The 12,842-nt window shown below is 56.8% G+C and carries 18 protein-coding genes and 1 pseudogene; 11 read left to right on the plus strand and 8 right to left on the minus strand.

Annotated elements, in window-relative coordinates; translation table 11 throughout:
* Window positions 1-154: 154 nt before the first annotated feature.
* Window positions 155-535, plus strand: coding sequence for a response regulator (locus AC07XM_RS30205; protein WP_028697817.1), 381 nt, complete (start codon window positions 155-157; stop codon window positions 533-535).
* Window positions 536-550: 15 nt separating this feature from the next.
* Here the strand turns inward: AC07XM_RS30205 and AC07XM_RS30210 are convergent, their stop codons facing one another.
* Window positions 551-1,885 carry a cation:proton antiporter gene (locus tag AC07XM_RS30210; RefSeq protein WP_028697818.1) on the minus strand — a complete coding sequence of 445 codons (1,335 nt, stop codon included), beginning with the start codon at window positions 1,883-1,885 and terminating at the stop codon, window positions 551-553.
* A gap of 165 nt (window positions 1,886-2,050) precedes the next feature.
* Here AC07XM_RS30210 and AC07XM_RS30215 point away from each other — a divergent pair, with 165 nt between their 5' ends.
* Complete coding sequence (locus tag AC07XM_RS30215) at window positions 2,051-2,467, plus strand: low affinity iron permease family protein (protein WP_028697819.1); 417 nt, start codon at window positions 2,051-2,053, stop codon at window positions 2,465-2,467.
* On the opposite strand, the gene AC07XM_RS30220 is transcribed toward AC07XM_RS30215, so the two are convergent.
* The 5 genes from AC07XM_RS30220 to AC07XM_RS30240 form a co-directional block, all read right to left on the minus strand.
* A complete protein-coding gene (locus AC07XM_RS30220; RefSeq protein WP_028697820.1) occupies window positions 2,464-2,901 on the minus strand; it encodes a response regulator in 438 nt (145 codons plus the stop codon). The genes AC07XM_RS30215 and AC07XM_RS30220 overlap by 4 nt on opposite strands.
* 83 nt (window positions 2,902-2,984) lie before the next feature.
* Window positions 2,985-3,419 carry an HhH-GDP family DNA glycosylase gene (locus AC07XM_RS30225; protein ID WP_028697821.1) on the minus strand — a complete coding sequence of 145 codons (435 nt, stop codon included), beginning with the start codon at window positions 3,417-3,419 and terminating at the stop codon, window positions 2,985-2,987.
* A complete protein-coding gene (locus tag AC07XM_RS30230) occupies window positions 3,416-3,640 on the minus strand; it encodes a DUF2188 domain-containing protein (protein ID WP_028697822.1) in 225 nt (74 codons plus the stop codon). Before AC07XM_RS30230 ends, AC07XM_RS30225 begins: the two co-directional genes overlap by 4 nt.
* 17 nt (window positions 3,641-3,657) lie before the next feature.
* The gene (locus AC07XM_RS30235; protein ID WP_162838439.1) at window positions 3,658-3,816 is read right to left on the minus strand and encodes a hypothetical protein; all 159 of its coding nucleotides are present in this window, start codon (window positions 3,814-3,816) and stop codon (window positions 3,658-3,660) included.
* A 36-nt stretch (window positions 3,817-3,852) separates the two neighbouring features.
* A complete protein-coding gene (locus tag AC07XM_RS30240) occupies window positions 3,853-4,146 on the minus strand; it encodes a DUF6555 family protein (RefSeq protein WP_028697823.1) in 294 nt (97 codons plus the stop codon).
* 198 nt (window positions 4,147-4,344) lie between these two features.
* Here AC07XM_RS30240 and AC07XM_RS30245 point away from each other — a divergent pair.
* From AC07XM_RS30245 to AC07XM_RS30270, 6 genes and pseudogenes are all read left to right on the plus strand, one after another.
* Window positions 4,345-4,609: pseudogene (locus AC07XM_RS30245) on the plus strand (SDR family oxidoreductase); the annotation flags it as partial.
* 291 nt (window positions 4,610-4,900) lie between these two features.
* The gene (locus AC07XM_RS30250) at window positions 4,901-5,440 is read left to right on the plus strand and encodes a type 1 glutamine amidotransferase domain-containing protein (RefSeq protein WP_028697825.1); all 540 of its coding nucleotides are present in this window, start codon (window positions 4,901-4,903) and stop codon (window positions 5,438-5,440) included.
* Window positions 5,441-5,692: 252 nt separating this feature from the next.
* Entirely contained in the window at window positions 5,693-6,550 is an 858-nt protein-coding gene (locus AC07XM_RS30255) for an SDR family oxidoreductase (protein ID WP_028697826.1), read from the plus strand.
* Window positions 6,551-6,917: 367 nt separating this feature from the next.
* Entirely contained in the window at window positions 6,918-7,421 is a 504-nt protein-coding gene (locus tag AC07XM_RS30260) for a CinA family protein (protein WP_028697827.1), read from the plus strand.
* A gap of 11 nt (window positions 7,422-7,432) precedes the next feature.
* The gene (locus AC07XM_RS30265) at window positions 7,433-7,939 is read left to right on the plus strand and encodes a hypothetical protein (RefSeq protein ID WP_028697828.1); all 507 of its coding nucleotides are present in this window, start codon (window positions 7,433-7,435) and stop codon (window positions 7,937-7,939) included.
* A 9-nt stretch (window positions 7,940-7,948) separates the two neighbouring features.
* Entirely contained in the window at window positions 7,949-8,392 is a 444-nt protein-coding gene (locus AC07XM_RS30270) for a DUF421 domain-containing protein (protein WP_028698529.1), read from the plus strand.
* 35 nt (window positions 8,393-8,427) lie between these two features.
* Here AC07XM_RS30270 and AC07XM_RS30275 read toward each other — a convergent pair whose 3' ends face one another.
* Window positions 8,428-8,661, minus strand: coding sequence for a hypothetical protein (locus AC07XM_RS30275; RefSeq protein WP_131812211.1), 234 nt, complete (start codon window positions 8,659-8,661; stop codon window positions 8,428-8,430).
* A 248-nt stretch (window positions 8,662-8,909) separates the two neighbouring features.
* On the opposite strand from AC07XM_RS30275, the gene AC07XM_RS30280 reads away from it, so the two are divergent.
* The 3 genes from AC07XM_RS30280 (at window position 8,910) to AC07XM_RS30290 (ending at window position 11,547) form a co-directional block, all read left to right on the plus strand.
* On the plus strand, window positions 8,910-10,664 hold the full coding sequence (locus tag AC07XM_RS30280) for a glycoside hydrolase family 15 protein (protein WP_028698528.1): 1,755 nt from the start codon (window positions 8,910-8,912) through the stop codon (window positions 10,662-10,664).
* Window positions 10,665-10,755: 91 nt separating this feature from the next.
* Window positions 10,756-11,220, plus strand: a complete 465-nt coding sequence (locus AC07XM_RS30285) for a PA2171 family ribosome-binding persister protein (protein WP_028697831.1) — start codon at window positions 10,756-10,758, stop codon at window positions 11,218-11,220.
* A 78-nt stretch (window positions 11,221-11,298) separates the two neighbouring features.
* The gene (locus AC07XM_RS30290; RefSeq protein ID WP_028698527.1) at window positions 11,299-11,547 is read left to right on the plus strand and encodes a hypothetical protein; all 249 of its coding nucleotides are present in this window, start codon (window positions 11,299-11,301) and stop codon (window positions 11,545-11,547) included.
* Between the two features lie 91 nt (window positions 11,548-11,638).
* Here the strand turns inward: AC07XM_RS30290 and AC07XM_RS30295 are convergent, their stop codons facing one another.
* Window positions 11,639-12,703 (minus strand): glutathione-independent formaldehyde dehydrogenase, encoded by a 1,065-nt coding sequence (locus AC07XM_RS30295; RefSeq protein WP_371919289.1) that lies wholly within the window; start codon window positions 12,701-12,703, stop codon window positions 11,639-11,641.
* Window positions 12,704-12,842 lie beyond the last annotated feature (139 nt).

A 12,842-nucleotide genomic window follows, 5' to 3' on the forward strand; every position in this document is an offset into this window, starting at 1 on the left:
CATCTGGCTCATGGGCGGCTCGGATCAGGTGTTGCGGGGATTCTCGCATAACTGAAGGCTTGTTCGGAGATTCCCTAGGGCACCACTTATCGCCCAGGAGCAACGGCGTAGAGGCCCAGAGCCCTAATGCATATGACCCGCGAGCAAACCTTACATGCCGAAAACCATCCTCATTGTGGAAGACGACGACCTCCTGAGAGACCTAACTGCCGAGAGCCTCTCGTCACTCTACGCCGTTGCTATGACGTGCTGCGCAAATGCTGACGAGGCGTTGCATTACCTTTGCAATAAGGATGTCCCTAGCTTGGTGATGACCGATATTCATATGCCTGGAAGCATGGACGGTTTAGGCCTTGCACACGAGATTTGGCGTCGATGGCCTACCCTGCCAGTGATTCTGACTTCGGGCGACGCAGTAATCGACACCGGTTTGCTGCCTGCTCGGACAGCATTTCTCCCCAAACCTTGGGAGATTTCTGATCTCGCCTCGCTGATCAACAAATTAGTAACGCTCCCGCCGCAAGTAGAAGCTTGATCCAAAGAACGCTGCCTACCCCTTCCATGCTTCGTATTTGGCTAGCAGCGGTTGAACGCTCAATCCATGTAGCAGAATGCTCAACGCCACCACCGACAAAACCAAGCTAATGCTCTGTGCGGCCAAGGTGGGAAGCAGCCCATGATTGAGGGCATAGAACAGGTAGTAGAAGCTGCCGATACCTCGGATGCCAAACCACCCCAGAAGCCCGCGCTGACGGATATCCAGCATTCCCCGAGCCGGGAAAAGCAGAATGCTGACGGGGCGAATGACAAAGAACAAGGCGCCGGCTACCAGCACTGCCCGCCAGTCCCAATGTTCAATGAGCACTACCCCGAGCATGGTGACGAGAAACACTTCCAGTGCCCGCTCGATCAAGCTACCGAATGCCAGCATGTCCCCCAACATTATCCCCGCTGCCACCTGTGAGTCATCGAGCCCTTCCACATCACCTTTGACGGCCAGCTCCGGCGCGACATGCTGGTGTCCTACCACAGGCTGTACTAGATGCTCGGCAGCTGGATCCTCGGGGCTATTTGAGGTGTGAACCTCCGCCTGGCGCAAACCGAGGCCCGCAGCGAACACCGCGAGAAACCCATAGGCCTGAATAGTCTCGGCGCTCACATAAGCCAGCGCGATCAGGGCAAGGGCGAGATAGTCGTTGGGCGACACGGTGCTGTCGTCGTTGCGCAAACGCAAGAAAAGCGTGAGTTTGCCCAAGCCACGCCCCATCCAATAGCCCAGCAGCAGACCTGCAGTGACTGCCCACAGCATGTCCTTGAGGAGCCAGCTAGAGAACCAGGCTTGCCCGGTATCCTGTTGCAGGAACAGGCCGAGGATGACGAAGGGAAAAGCCACTCCATCGTTGAGCCCTGCCTCACCGGACAGGCTGAAACGGACAGGATCATCGTCCTGGGCATCAACCACCTGTACCAGGGTTGCCAGCACCGGGTCTGTGGGTGCCAGGATAGCTCCAATCAGAACGGACACTCCCCACCCCAGGTGGAGGCCGTAATGCAGCACCAGCGTTACCCCACCGATGCAGAGCAACATCACCGGCCCCGCCAGATAGAAAGCGCTCAACCAGCTGCGGTTGTGCAAGGGCAAGCGCAACTTCAGGCCACTGAAGAACAGCGAAAACAACACCGCGACTTCGGTGAGGTGCTCCATCCAGCCACTCGACTTGCTCAAGTCGAGCTGTAGGAAACCCAGGCCCGATGTTCCCAGAGCCATACCTAAGCCAAGGCACACAACGGACGTTGTAACTGGAATCCAGCGCAGGTACGAGGATGAAAGCGAGAGTAGCAGGAGCACTGCACCCAGCATGGCGAACCAGACGATGAAGGTCATCTGCGCAGAAGCCTTGGGAGAATTTTCGATTATTTTTTGACTTTCTGGCTAAACACGTCGTTCCGCTGCACTTACTACGTTCGTCCATCATCACGGCGAAATGTAAAAAAAGATTTCAGCGCTCCTCTGCTGTCAAAACCGATAGGTCGCATTGGAGTTATCGTCATGAAATTCGCCCAGTTCTGCCAATCGCTCGCTAACCACGCCGGTAAACCGAGTACCTTCTTGATCGCCGTGGTACTAATTGCCACATGGGCTGCATCCGGGCCCTGGTTTCACTACAACGACACCTGGCAACTCATCGTTAATACGTCGACCACCATCATCACATTCCTGATGGTTTTCCTGATTCAGAATACCCAGAACCGGGACAACGACATCATCCACGTGAAGCTCGACGAGCTTATCCGTGCTACAAAATCCGCAGAGCAGTCGGTGCTCGATCTTGAAGCACTCGACAATCGAGAAATCCATAAACTTCGCAAGGAATATCAGGCGATGGGCAGCCACTGCGAGACGCCCCACCAAATGTCTAGCGAGCAGCGGGCGGACGATGCAGATCGAGACAACCTGCAGCGCTAAAGAGCGTTATGGTCGGACGATGCGGGCAGAGCTGGCGGAACACTTGCAGAGCTGAGCGCCTGGTTAATAGCTTCAGCGAGCTCGTCAATTGACCATGGTTTGAACAGGTAAGTGACAGGTGGGGTGACCTGCGATGGATCAAGCTGATAGCCCGAGGTGAGAATGGCTGGTAATCTTGGCCACCTTTCGTGGGCCATGGAGATGAACTCCATGCCTTTGATGCTTCCAGGAACACCGTGATCGGCGACGATCAACGAGCAGTCGCTCCCAAGTCCCATCAAGTGAATCAAAGCGTCTTCGGCGTTATCGAAGGCATCGCAGGCGGCGCCCAACTCGATTAGGATCTCCACCAGCAGGGTCTGAAGCGTTGGATCATCTTCCACGACAACTACTGTCTTCCCTGATAGCGATAAACTCTCGATGTCAAGCTTCATCACCCTCTCCAGTCCATAATTGATTCTTTGAGTGTTCCACTCATCTGGACGCGCGTCGATGGAGGCCAATCGCCGTCATCCGCTCAATGGCCTTCCGACACTGACAAATAGCCAAGCGCCTCTCGCATGAAAATCTCCACCGTCTTAGGGCCTATACCCTCGAAGCTTAGCAGCCAGCGCTTGAAGTTCTCACAACCTGGATCGTCCCGCAGCGCCTCAAGTTGAACACCCAATTCCGCGTCTACCTTCTTACCAAGGGCATGCAATCGTCGGGCAGTGGATTCATCGTATCGCGCATACCCAGCCTGCCCGAGCAGCCTCACAAGGGTCGCATGTGTGGCCTGCGCAAGCTTTTGCGGCGTATCAAGCCCCTGCTGATCGACAAGTATCCGGTACGCCCTCAAGGCGACAGTAGATCGTATGCGCTTGCCCATGAGAAAGCTGGCCATCAACCACCTGAACACACCCCCGACATCCGTGACTTCGATGCCGAGATCACAGGCATTTACGGTCTTCAACCTTTACTACGGCGCGGGTCAGCAGATCGTGGGTAGGTGCGCTCCTCTTCGATAGTGCCATCCGCCTTATGGATCTTCACCGATGCCGTCTTGCCATCAAAGAAATCTGCGAGGGCGCTGACCAATTCATGCTTAGTCGCCGCTCGCTTGGAGGCGCGTTCAGCACCGGCTTTCTTCAATTCCCATCCATTTGCTGTAGGGCTGAGGTGGTAATTGTCCATCGTGTGCTCCTCCTGGCTCATATGGGTTGGCCGTCATCCTCAATGTCTTCCTCTGCCTCGGCTGCTTCAGTGGCATCAGCGTCATTCAAAGGAGGCGACGTGGGCTTTTCCGGATCGTTAATGAAAGGTAAGTCGCTTGGGCCTTTCTCTTCAGAGCCTTCGGTTTTAGGCTGCATAGCAACATCTCCAAAAAAGTGGCCGGCCTCAGGGGTTCAGGCACCTTCTCCAGCACCTGAAAATTTGCCGACATCGATAGGTTGGGGAATGAATTCAGGGCCATTGCCGGCAAGTCGCCACTTCACGTTCGCGATGCCATAGCCCTCTGCCATTGGACGACTGACCAGCTTGATGTTCTGCTGACTGAATCGCGGGATGATGCCAACACCGGCATCGCAACTAGCCCAGTGCCAGGCCACGGGATCGTCCATTTTTTCCAAGCGAATAATGAACGCCCGGCTCTCGCCATGGAGTGTGTAATCGATAACAAATAATTGCTGCCCAGGCACGTGAGTATCTCCCTTTGACCCAAATTTACAGAGGGGGATGTACGCGTAAAAATTCAATTGAAAAGTCAGACGGCAGACCCTGCGCTCAACCACCGGCCACCCACCAACAGATTGGACTGAAGTCCATTGGTCATCCCTTAGGAACACGTACTGCCTCGGCAACCTCCATGGCTATACCAGCATACGGAGGTCGTGGTCATGATTGATCCAACAACAGGCATGAAGGCGGGTGAGCGTTACTCCGTGGAGAACGTCGAACGCGCTCACCAGTTTCCAGGCTTCTTCCTCGATGGAAAATACTACCTCGGCCCCGAGTTACTCACAGCCGTTGGCTGGCTGGAGGGCAAGCGCTTCATTTACGACAACCTCGATGCTGCAGGCGAACCGGTTTTTCCAGGTCGCGCAGCGGGAGACATTGAAAACCTGACACTGACCCTGGTGGACGGCACAGCGTTGAAGCTGAACCAATTGGACGTCAGCGCCACGGCTGAGGAGGTTGAGCCCGTCGCTCAGTCCAGTCCGGACACACCATTGAACCGCAGTTCCGACGCACTGGAGTCCTCCGAGAATCTGTCCACGCCAACAGGTAGGCCGGGAAGCATGGACGGCATCGGCCTAACCCCTAAAGACAAGATACCGCTGTTGCTAAGTGCGGCAGTCATCGGTCTGCTCGCGGGACTTCTCATCGCTCATGCCCAACGTCGACGCCGTTGAGGCCTCCCCTGTCAGCTTTATCGAAAATGGAGATTCAAAGATGAGTACACAACTGAGTGGCAAGCGCGTTGCCTTCCTGGTGACTGATGGTTTTGAACAAGTCGAGTTAACAGGGCCTCGTGAGGCCTTGGAGAAAGCTGGTGCGGTGATCGACATCCTCGCTGATAAGGAAGGCACTGTGCGTGGTTGGAATCACGACAAGCCCGCCGACGAGTTTGCCGTGGATGCAACCTTCGAAGGTGCCCAACTCGATCTCTATGATGCCCTCGTGCTGCCCGGCGGCGTTCAGAACTCCGACACGATTCGCTTGATCCCCGGTGCGCAGAACCTGGTGAAGAGCCACGACGCGGCTGGCAAGCCGCTGGCCGTCATCTGCCACGGAGGCTGGCTCCTGGTGTCCAGTGGCTTGGCCAAAGGCAAGCGGATGACAAGCTACAAGACATTGCAGGACGACATTCGCAATGCGGGCGGCAATTGGGTGGATGAGCAGGTTGTAGTGGACGGCAACCTGATCACCAGCCGCCAGCCAGACGATATTCCGGCTTTCAACGAACAGTTGATCAAAGCGCTGGCAGGCTGAGTCCAGCTTTCTGCTTCGCGCCCTCCGGTGATGCCTCAGGCACCTGGAGGGCGCGGGTCACGCCAGCTGGATGTAGTGGAGCCTCACACAGAAAGCGCGACACGGGTCAGCGGTAGAGCCGACCAATTCCCGATAATTCAATGGAGATAGAAGGAGTGACCGCCCGTCGTTCAAACCCTGAATTCATCTCAACGTCGGCCCTTAGCTCCGTTCGAACGATAACAAGCGTTCTCAACTGCAGGAGCTTCCACCATGCGAGACTTCCCTACCCCGCCCTTCCCTTCACAGCCTCAAAATGTCCCCGGCTCACAGCGCAAGATGGAGCCCTACCCGGATTGTGGTGAGCAATCGTATACCGGCCACAATCGACTCGAAGGCAAGATTGCACTCATCACCGGAGCAGACAGCGGCATCGGGCGGGCAGTAGCGATTGCCTATGCCCGTGAAGGAGCCGACGTCGCCATCGCTTATCTGAATGAGCATGAAGACGCCCAAGAAACCGCGCGCTGGGTTGAGTCCGCAGGCCGTCAATGCCTGCTGTTGCCCGGAGACCTGGCGCAGAAACAGCACTGCTACGACATCGTCGAAAAGACCGTTAGCCAGTTCGGGCGCATCGACATCCTGGTCAACAACGCGGCGTTCCAGATGTCCCACGAGACCTTGGAAGAAATCGACGATGACGAATGGGTGAAGACCTTCGATACCAACATCACCGCGATCTTCAGGATTTGCCAGGCGGCTCTGCCTTCCATGCCCAAGGGAAGCTCGATCATCAATACGAGCTCGGTCAATTCCGACGATCCATCCCCCAGCCTGCTGGCCTATGCCACGACCAAGGGAGCCATTGCCAACTTCACTGCTGGCTTGGCTCAGTTGCTAGCCAAGAAAGGCATCAGGGTCAACAGCGTCGCGCCAGGCCCTATTTGGACGCCTTTGATTCCGGCAACCATGCCGGACGAGGCCGTCAAGAACTTCGGTTCCAGCTACCCGATGGGGCGCCCGGGGCAGCCGGTCGAAGTCGCGCCGATCTACGTGCTGCTGGGCTCCGACGAGGCCAGCTACATCAGTGGCTCACGTTACGCAGTGACTGGCGGTAAACCGATCCTTTAGCGAAAAGAGGCTCGCCGAGTTGGCGAGCCTCAAACCCTTTTCGTGGGCAGTTTCAGCGTTTTTGCTGATCGTGATCACGGGCCGTTTTTTGCGCCGTGGAGTCGTGGGCTGTCCCCGTTGATCCGTCCGGACGATGAGCATCGTTGTCTCGCTCCTCTTCCCCATGCGGCCTCGTCTGCGCACCTGCATTTTGCCTATCGCTCTCATTCTTCATCTTGCTCTCCTACCCTTGTCTTTGAATAAAAGAAGCCAATGTACGAGGCAAAGTTCAGGTCAGGTTCACTCCCCGAGATAGCCGGGCATTAGATGCGATGAACCAAATACCCCAGCATCGCGTCCACCGCAAAACAAGCGAGTCGATTCTGAAATGGAAAACGACCCTGTACTGGCCGCTCTCGGCTATCTCAAAAACAACAAACTGATTTTGAGCACAGCAGAATCGTGCACTGCGGGCTGCCTTGTGGCTTTGTTGGCGGCGGTACCGGGTACCGGCGAGGTGCTGGAAAGCGGCTATGTCGTCTACTCGCCCAGCGCCAAGAAGCGCTTGCTGGGCGTCAGCGCCGAAACCATCGAACGATATGGCCTGACCAGCGAAGCAGTAGCCTGGGAAATGGCCTTGGGCGCCTTGAGAGACAGCGATGCGAACGTGGTGATCGCCACCACCGGGGTAGCCGGGCCGGCACCCGAATCCGGGATACCACCGGGGACGATGTGCTTTGCGTGGGCTTTCGCCGGCGAGCCAATTGCCGTTTTCACGCGCACTCAGCGTTTCTTCGGCGAGCGGTCTGAAGTGATGCGCCAAGGCGCCGTTTTCGGGTTGACCCGGCTTTCCCACTATCACCAGCGCTGGTTACGCGGCGAGCGCGCCTGAGGGCTGTGATCATGTCGGAAGATGAACTGCTATCCAGGCGTCACCCTGTTCATGAAGATATACCGATGCAGCAGCGCGTCTGGCGCTTCGAGCGCGTGGGCTGGTACGTGCTCGTGGCCATCGTATTGCTTGCCTTGGCAGGCCTGTTCGGTAATGGCCCGTTGAGCGATGCCGAGGTGGTGAGCCAGGATGGCCGGGTACGGGTTGAGTACCAGCGCCTCAGCCGAAGCGGCACGACAGACAGTCTATTCATCACCGTTCAGGGTATCCCTGGTCAGCCGGTGGAAGTGCAAATCGAGGGATCATTGCTCCGTGACGCCAGTATCGAGACGTTGCAACCGGAGCCACAACAGTCGATGTCGCATGGCCAGGCCCTGCTGTTCCAATTGGGTACTAAAGAAGATGGGGTCGCCACCTTGTACTTGACCCTTCGAAGTGAGCACGTAGGCACTCTGGAGGGCAGCGTCAGGGCTGGCCCTGAAAGCGCCGTTCACTTCTCCACATTTCTTTACCCCTAGGAGTGCGTCATGGATTCGATCCTCCGCGCAGCCGGAATGTATGTCGCCCTCATGCTGCTGTTTCGCGTGGCCGGGCGGCGCTCGCTGGCCGATTTGACGACCTTCGACTTCGTGTTGTTGCTGATCATCGGGGAAGCCACCCAGCAGGCGCTTCTGGGTGACGATTTTTCATTCACCAATGCCACGCTGGTGATCGCCACGCTGATCGTACTGGACGTCGGCCTTTCACTAGCAAAGCTGAACTCCAAGCCCTTGGCCCGACTTCTGGACGGGCACGCTACCCTGGTTGTTGAGAATGGGCGCTTTCTGCATCACCGCATGCGTCGGGCACGACTCACGGAGGACGATATCCTCGAGTCAGCACGAGACAGCCAAGGCATCGAAAAAATTGAGCAAGTGAAGTTCGCTATCGTCGAACGCAATGGAAAGATTTCAATCATTCCTGCCGAGTAAGACAACAGGCTGTCAGTGGTAGAACCCATGTCCGTTTAGAGTGCCAATATCGCCTGGCTATGGTCGATGGTAGGGATGGGCATCAGTTCGCGCCGAGATACCAGCCAGGCCCGCATCCGCTCGGTATCAAAAATCTGACCCTCTTCCATCATCACCAGAATGAGCGTTTGGGACATTCGGTAACAGCCGCATTGAGAACAGTGTCGCTCTTCCCAGCCACCGGTGCATTCAACGGACTCAGCTTGCCCCGCGCAAATCAGACAACTCATGTAAGCCCCCTTTTGTTCTTGTTCCCTGCAGGGTAAATGCGAGGCAACGAAGCTCCCTTGTGTCTCGCTTTACATGAGATATCCATGCCAATTCTAAATTCCCTCTATTTACGCAGCGCTCACATAAGACGAACCAGACGCCAGATAGCCCTGTCGGAATGAGAACACGTGATCTCGAAGGCATGCTGATGGAAAGAGAACCGGTAGAAGCTCAACAGGGTGCACCTCAACGAGATGAGGGTGGATGGTTGCCCTTGGAGCAGTATGGTGCGCTCGGCGATGGGCGTTCCGTGGCACTGATTGGCCTGGACGGTTCCATCGACTGGTGGTGTGTGCCGCACATGGATTCACCACCCCTATTCGACAAGCTGCTGGCCCCTGAAACAGGAGGCTTCTTTTCCATTACCCCTAGCGAGCCGTTCGTTGCTGAGCGCCGCTACTTAGCAGACAGCAACGTCCTTGAGACAATTTTCATCACCACTCAGGGTCGTGCCCGGCTGACGGAATCCTTGAACAGCGGGCCAGCCGGACGCCTGCCTTGGGCCGAACTCGCCAGGCGCATTGAGTGTGTCGAGGGTGCGGTCGATTTCGAGTTAGCCATCGACTTCGGAACCCAAGCCGACACGGTAAGCCCCTACGTGGCGCCGAATGACAATGCCTGCGTTTTTCATGCGGGGCGAATACTCGGCATGTTCCTGCACGACCATCATGTGCACATCGAACGCAAAGACGACATGGGCGTCCGTGCTGTCCTTAGCCTTGCAGCTGGACAACGCTCAGTGGTTGCAATTATCGCAGGGCGTGATGAGCCCCTGGTGGCACCGCCGTTGGCCCTGATCGATGAACGCATCGACGGCTCGCACCGGGAGTGGTGCCAATGGTCGAAGGGACTGGTCTACGACGGCCCGTACCAGACTCAGGTCATCCGAAATGCGCTGGCCCTCAAGCTTCTGCTGTCCTCTCCAAGTGGCTCGATCATGGCGGCAGCGACTTCGTCCCTTCCCGAACGGATTGGCGGCTGCAAGAACTACGACTACCGGTTCGCCTGGATACGCGATGCCGGCTACACCATCGAGGCGTTTCTGGGCATCGGCGCACAGCCAGAGGCTAAGGCTGCATTCACCTGGCTACTGCGCCGGTTGGATGAACATGGGCCACGGGTGTTCTATACCCTGGACGGTGCAATCGGTGATTGCGTGCGCCCGGTCGATCTGCCTGGCTACAAGAACTCCCCTCCAGTCGTCGGCAATGATGCCCGCGACCAGCTCCAACACGGTGTGTTCGGCGATATCTTCGAAACAGCGCGCTGCTTCATCGACAGCGGCAACATTCTTGATTCCCCGAGCGCCATGCTCCTCTCAGGCCTTGCCGACCAGTGCGCCGACTGTTGGCGTCAGCAGGATGCCGGTATCTGGGAGTTGCCGGAAAAACAGCACTACACGATGTCCAAGGTCAGTTGCTGGCAAGCCTTGAGCCGGGCCATCGAACTGGCAGATGGCGGCCACCTTCCCACCACCTGCCGTGAACGCTGGGATCGCGAGCGACAGCGCATCCAACAATGGATCGAGGCGCACTGCTGGAGCGAAGAACGCCAGGCTTACCTGTTCTATCCAGACAGCGACCGACTGGACGCTTCACTGGCACTGGCCGTCAGGTTCGGCTACCCAAGCAAGGAACGTATGCGCAGCACGCTGGAAGCAATTGATCATGATCTAGGGGCCGGCGCTTTCCATTATCGCTGCACCGATGCACAGGAAGAGGAAGGTTGCTTCTTAGCCTGCACATTCTGGTTAATCGAAGCCTGGGCCATTCTGGGTAACCAGGAACGCGCCGAAGCCGCCTATGCAGACGCTTTGAAAGGGCTATCACATGGAGTAGGCATCTACTCGGAGATGGTCGATCCGCAGACGGGGCAGTATCTGGGCAACCTTCCGCAGGGCTTGACTCACCTGGCAGCCCTCAGAGCTGCGATGGCCATCAGTGGTTGCCATCCTGAACGGTGACGCCAGACATCATCTCCATTGAACCGTGTCGTTTGGCGGGGACTCAACCAGAGGCAAGTTCTTACATCCCATCCGTGATGAGGTAACGCCAATGAACGCTATCGACTTGCTGATTCAAGACCACAAGCTGGTGAAGAAGCTACTCGAAGAATTGTCGACCACCACCGAGCGAGCGGTGAAGAAACGGGCCGAGTTACTCCACAGGATCGAGCAGGAACTGCAGATTCACACCGCGCTCGAAGAAGAAATTCTTTATCCGGCCATCAAGGAAGCGGGAGGCAAGGAAGAAGCGAAGATGTACTACGAGGCCAAGGAGGAGCACCGGACTGTCGATTCGCTCGTCCTACCCGACCTGCTGCATACCGAAACTGGCACCGTCGAATTCGCCGGGCGGGTCAAGGTCATGAAAGAGCTGTTGGAGCATCACATCGCGGAAGAAGAAGGCGAGCTGTTCCCCACGGCGAAGAAGCTGCTCAGCAAGGACACCCTCGAGGAGCTGGGGCGAACGATGGAAATGCAGAAAAAGATGCTCAAGGGCGAGCAGCGAGCGGCTTAGTCGAGCGATCACCTGCCAGCGCTCAGGACGCTGGCAGGTGATCAGCTTCAGATACCCCATCATCAGTTGGAAGGTTTCATGGAATATTGGATTGGATTACTTGAATGGCCCGCCATGGTGATGACCGTACTGGCAGCCTGGTGCATTGGTTCGCGTCGTCCGGGTAGAAGGAAGATAGGATTTTGCTGCTTCATCGCAAGCAACGTGCTGTGGGCTGTGTGGGGCTGGCAAGCACATGCCTGGGCTCTGATCATCCTGCAGTTCTGTCTCTGCGCCATGAATCTGCGAGGGTGGCGCAAGAACACGCAACTGGAAATTGCCGGGTGATAACGCACTGACAAGCCGGTAAAGGTTGCTTCTAAAATATACAGGTTGCACTCCTCACCACGCTTCCGTCCCTGGAAGCAGTGAGAGCAGATCAGGCCGCAGGCTTGAGCACCACTTTCGTCCAGCCATCATCCCGCGCATCAAAGTGCTTGTAGGCATCTGGGCCTTCGGCCAGTTTCAAACGATGGGAAATGATCTGCGAGGGCTTGGCGCGCCCATGATGGATGAGCTCTGCCAGGCGGCGATTATAGGCCTTCACATTCGCCTGGCCTGTCCGGATCTGTTGGCCCTTGAACCAGAACGCACCGAAGTCGAAGGCCATCTTGCCCTGCTTCGCCAGTTCGTTTTTCGCTCCAGGATCCTCTGGCACGAACACTCCAACCACGCCTATGCCACCAGTGGCCTTGGTTGAAGCGACCAAGTTGTTCATGGTGAGGTAGTTCGCTTCATGGCCATGCTTGTCGCAGCACTGGTAACCGACGCACTCACAGCCTCTGTCGGTGCCTTTGCCGTGAGTAAGGTTCATAATCTCTTCCACGGCCTTCTGCTCGACTGCATTGATAGGGGTTGCGCCAAGCTGCGCGGCGAGTTGCAGGCGATCCGGTTGGTTGTCGATGACAAACACCTGGGACGCGCCTTTGATGATTGCCGAATGGGCCGCCATCAGGCCGACAGGCCCTGCGCCGTAAATCGCAATGCTTTCACCCGGCAGCAAACCGGCAAGCTCTGTTGCATGCCAGCCTGTAGGGAAGATATCCGAGAGCATGACATAGTCATCCTCACGCTCCTGGGCATCTTCCGGCAGCACCAGGCAGTTGAAATCCGCATAGGGCACACGCAGCAGCTCGGCCTGCCCGCCCTGATACGGGCCCATCTCGGCAAAACCGTAAGCCGCGCCCGCAGCACCAGGATTCGCTGTAAGGCAGAATCCAGTGAGGCCTTTCTCACAGTTCTCACAGAACCCGCAGCCGATATTGAAAGGTAGACAGACTCGGTCACCGACTTTGACCCGGTCGACCCCTGCCCCTACCTCGATTACCTCACCGAGATTTTCGTGACCAAAAACTCTCCCGGCTTCGAACGAGGTTCGGCCCTCGTACATGTGCAAATCAGAACCGCAGATGTTGGTCGTGGTAATGCGTACCAGCACGTCCATAGGCTTTTCGATTTTCGCGTCCGGTACATCCTTGACCGAGACGTCACGTGGGCCGTTGTACAGTAACCGTCCGGCCAACTCACCTTCCTGACCCCGACGCCAAAGGCGATGGTGTCCACCTAATTTAAGTGGACACCAT

Source organism: Pseudomonas sp. GW460-LB5 (assembly GCF_059423245.1).

Excerpts from the sequence above, each read along its gene's own strand:
- AC07XM_RS30205 (WP_028697817.1), top strand. The coding sequence starts at position 155 with ATGCCGAAAACCATCCTCATTGTGGAAGACGACGACCTCCTGAGAGAC.
- AC07XM_RS30210 (WP_028697818.1), bottom strand. The coding sequence starts at position 1,885 with ATGACCTTCATCGTCTGGTTCGCCATGCTGGGTGCAGTGCTCCTGCTA.
- AC07XM_RS30215 (WP_028697819.1), top strand. The coding sequence starts at position 2,051 with ATGAAATTCGCCCAGTTCTGCCAATCGCTCGCTAACCACGCCGGTAAA.
- AC07XM_RS30220 (WP_028697820.1), bottom strand. The coding sequence starts at position 2,901 with ATGAAGCTTGACATCGAGAGTTTATCGCTATCAGGGAAGACAGTAGTT.
- AC07XM_RS30230 (WP_028697822.1), bottom strand. The coding sequence starts at position 3,640 with ATGGACAATTACCACCTCAGCCCTACAGCAAATGGATGGGAATTGAAG.
- AC07XM_RS30235 (WP_162838439.1), bottom strand. The coding sequence starts at position 3,816 with ATGCAGCCTAAAACCGAAGGCTCTGAAGAGAAAGGCCCAAGCGACTTA.
- AC07XM_RS30250 (WP_028697825.1), top strand. The coding sequence starts at position 4,901 with ATGAGTACACAACTGAGTGGCAAGCGCGTTGCCTTCCTGGTGACTGAT.
- AC07XM_RS30255 (WP_028697826.1), top strand. The coding sequence starts at position 5,693 with ATGCGAGACTTCCCTACCCCGCCCTTCCCTTCACAGCCTCAAAATGTC.
- AC07XM_RS30260 (WP_028697827.1), top strand. The coding sequence starts at position 6,918 with ATGGAAAACGACCCTGTACTGGCCGCTCTCGGCTATCTCAAAAACAAC.
- AC07XM_RS30265 (WP_028697828.1), top strand. The coding sequence starts at position 7,433 with ATGTCGGAAGATGAACTGCTATCCAGGCGTCACCCTGTTCATGAAGAT.
- AC07XM_RS30270 (WP_028698529.1), top strand. The coding sequence starts at position 7,949 with ATGGATTCGATCCTCCGCGCAGCCGGAATGTATGTCGCCCTCATGCTG.
- AC07XM_RS30275 (WP_131812211.1), bottom strand. The coding sequence starts at position 8,661 with ATGAGTTGTCTGATTTGCGCGGGGCAAGCTGAGTCCGTTGAATGCACC.
- AC07XM_RS30285 (WP_028697831.1), top strand. The coding sequence starts at position 10,756 with ATGAACGCTATCGACTTGCTGATTCAAGACCACAAGCTGGTGAAGAAG.
- AC07XM_RS30290 (WP_028698527.1), top strand. The coding sequence starts at position 11,299 with ATGGAATATTGGATTGGATTACTTGAATGGCCCGCCATGGTGATGACC.
- AC07XM_RS30295 (WP_371919289.1), bottom strand. The coding sequence starts at position 12,703 with ATGGACGTGCTGGTACGCATTACCACGACCAACATCTGCGGTTCTGAT.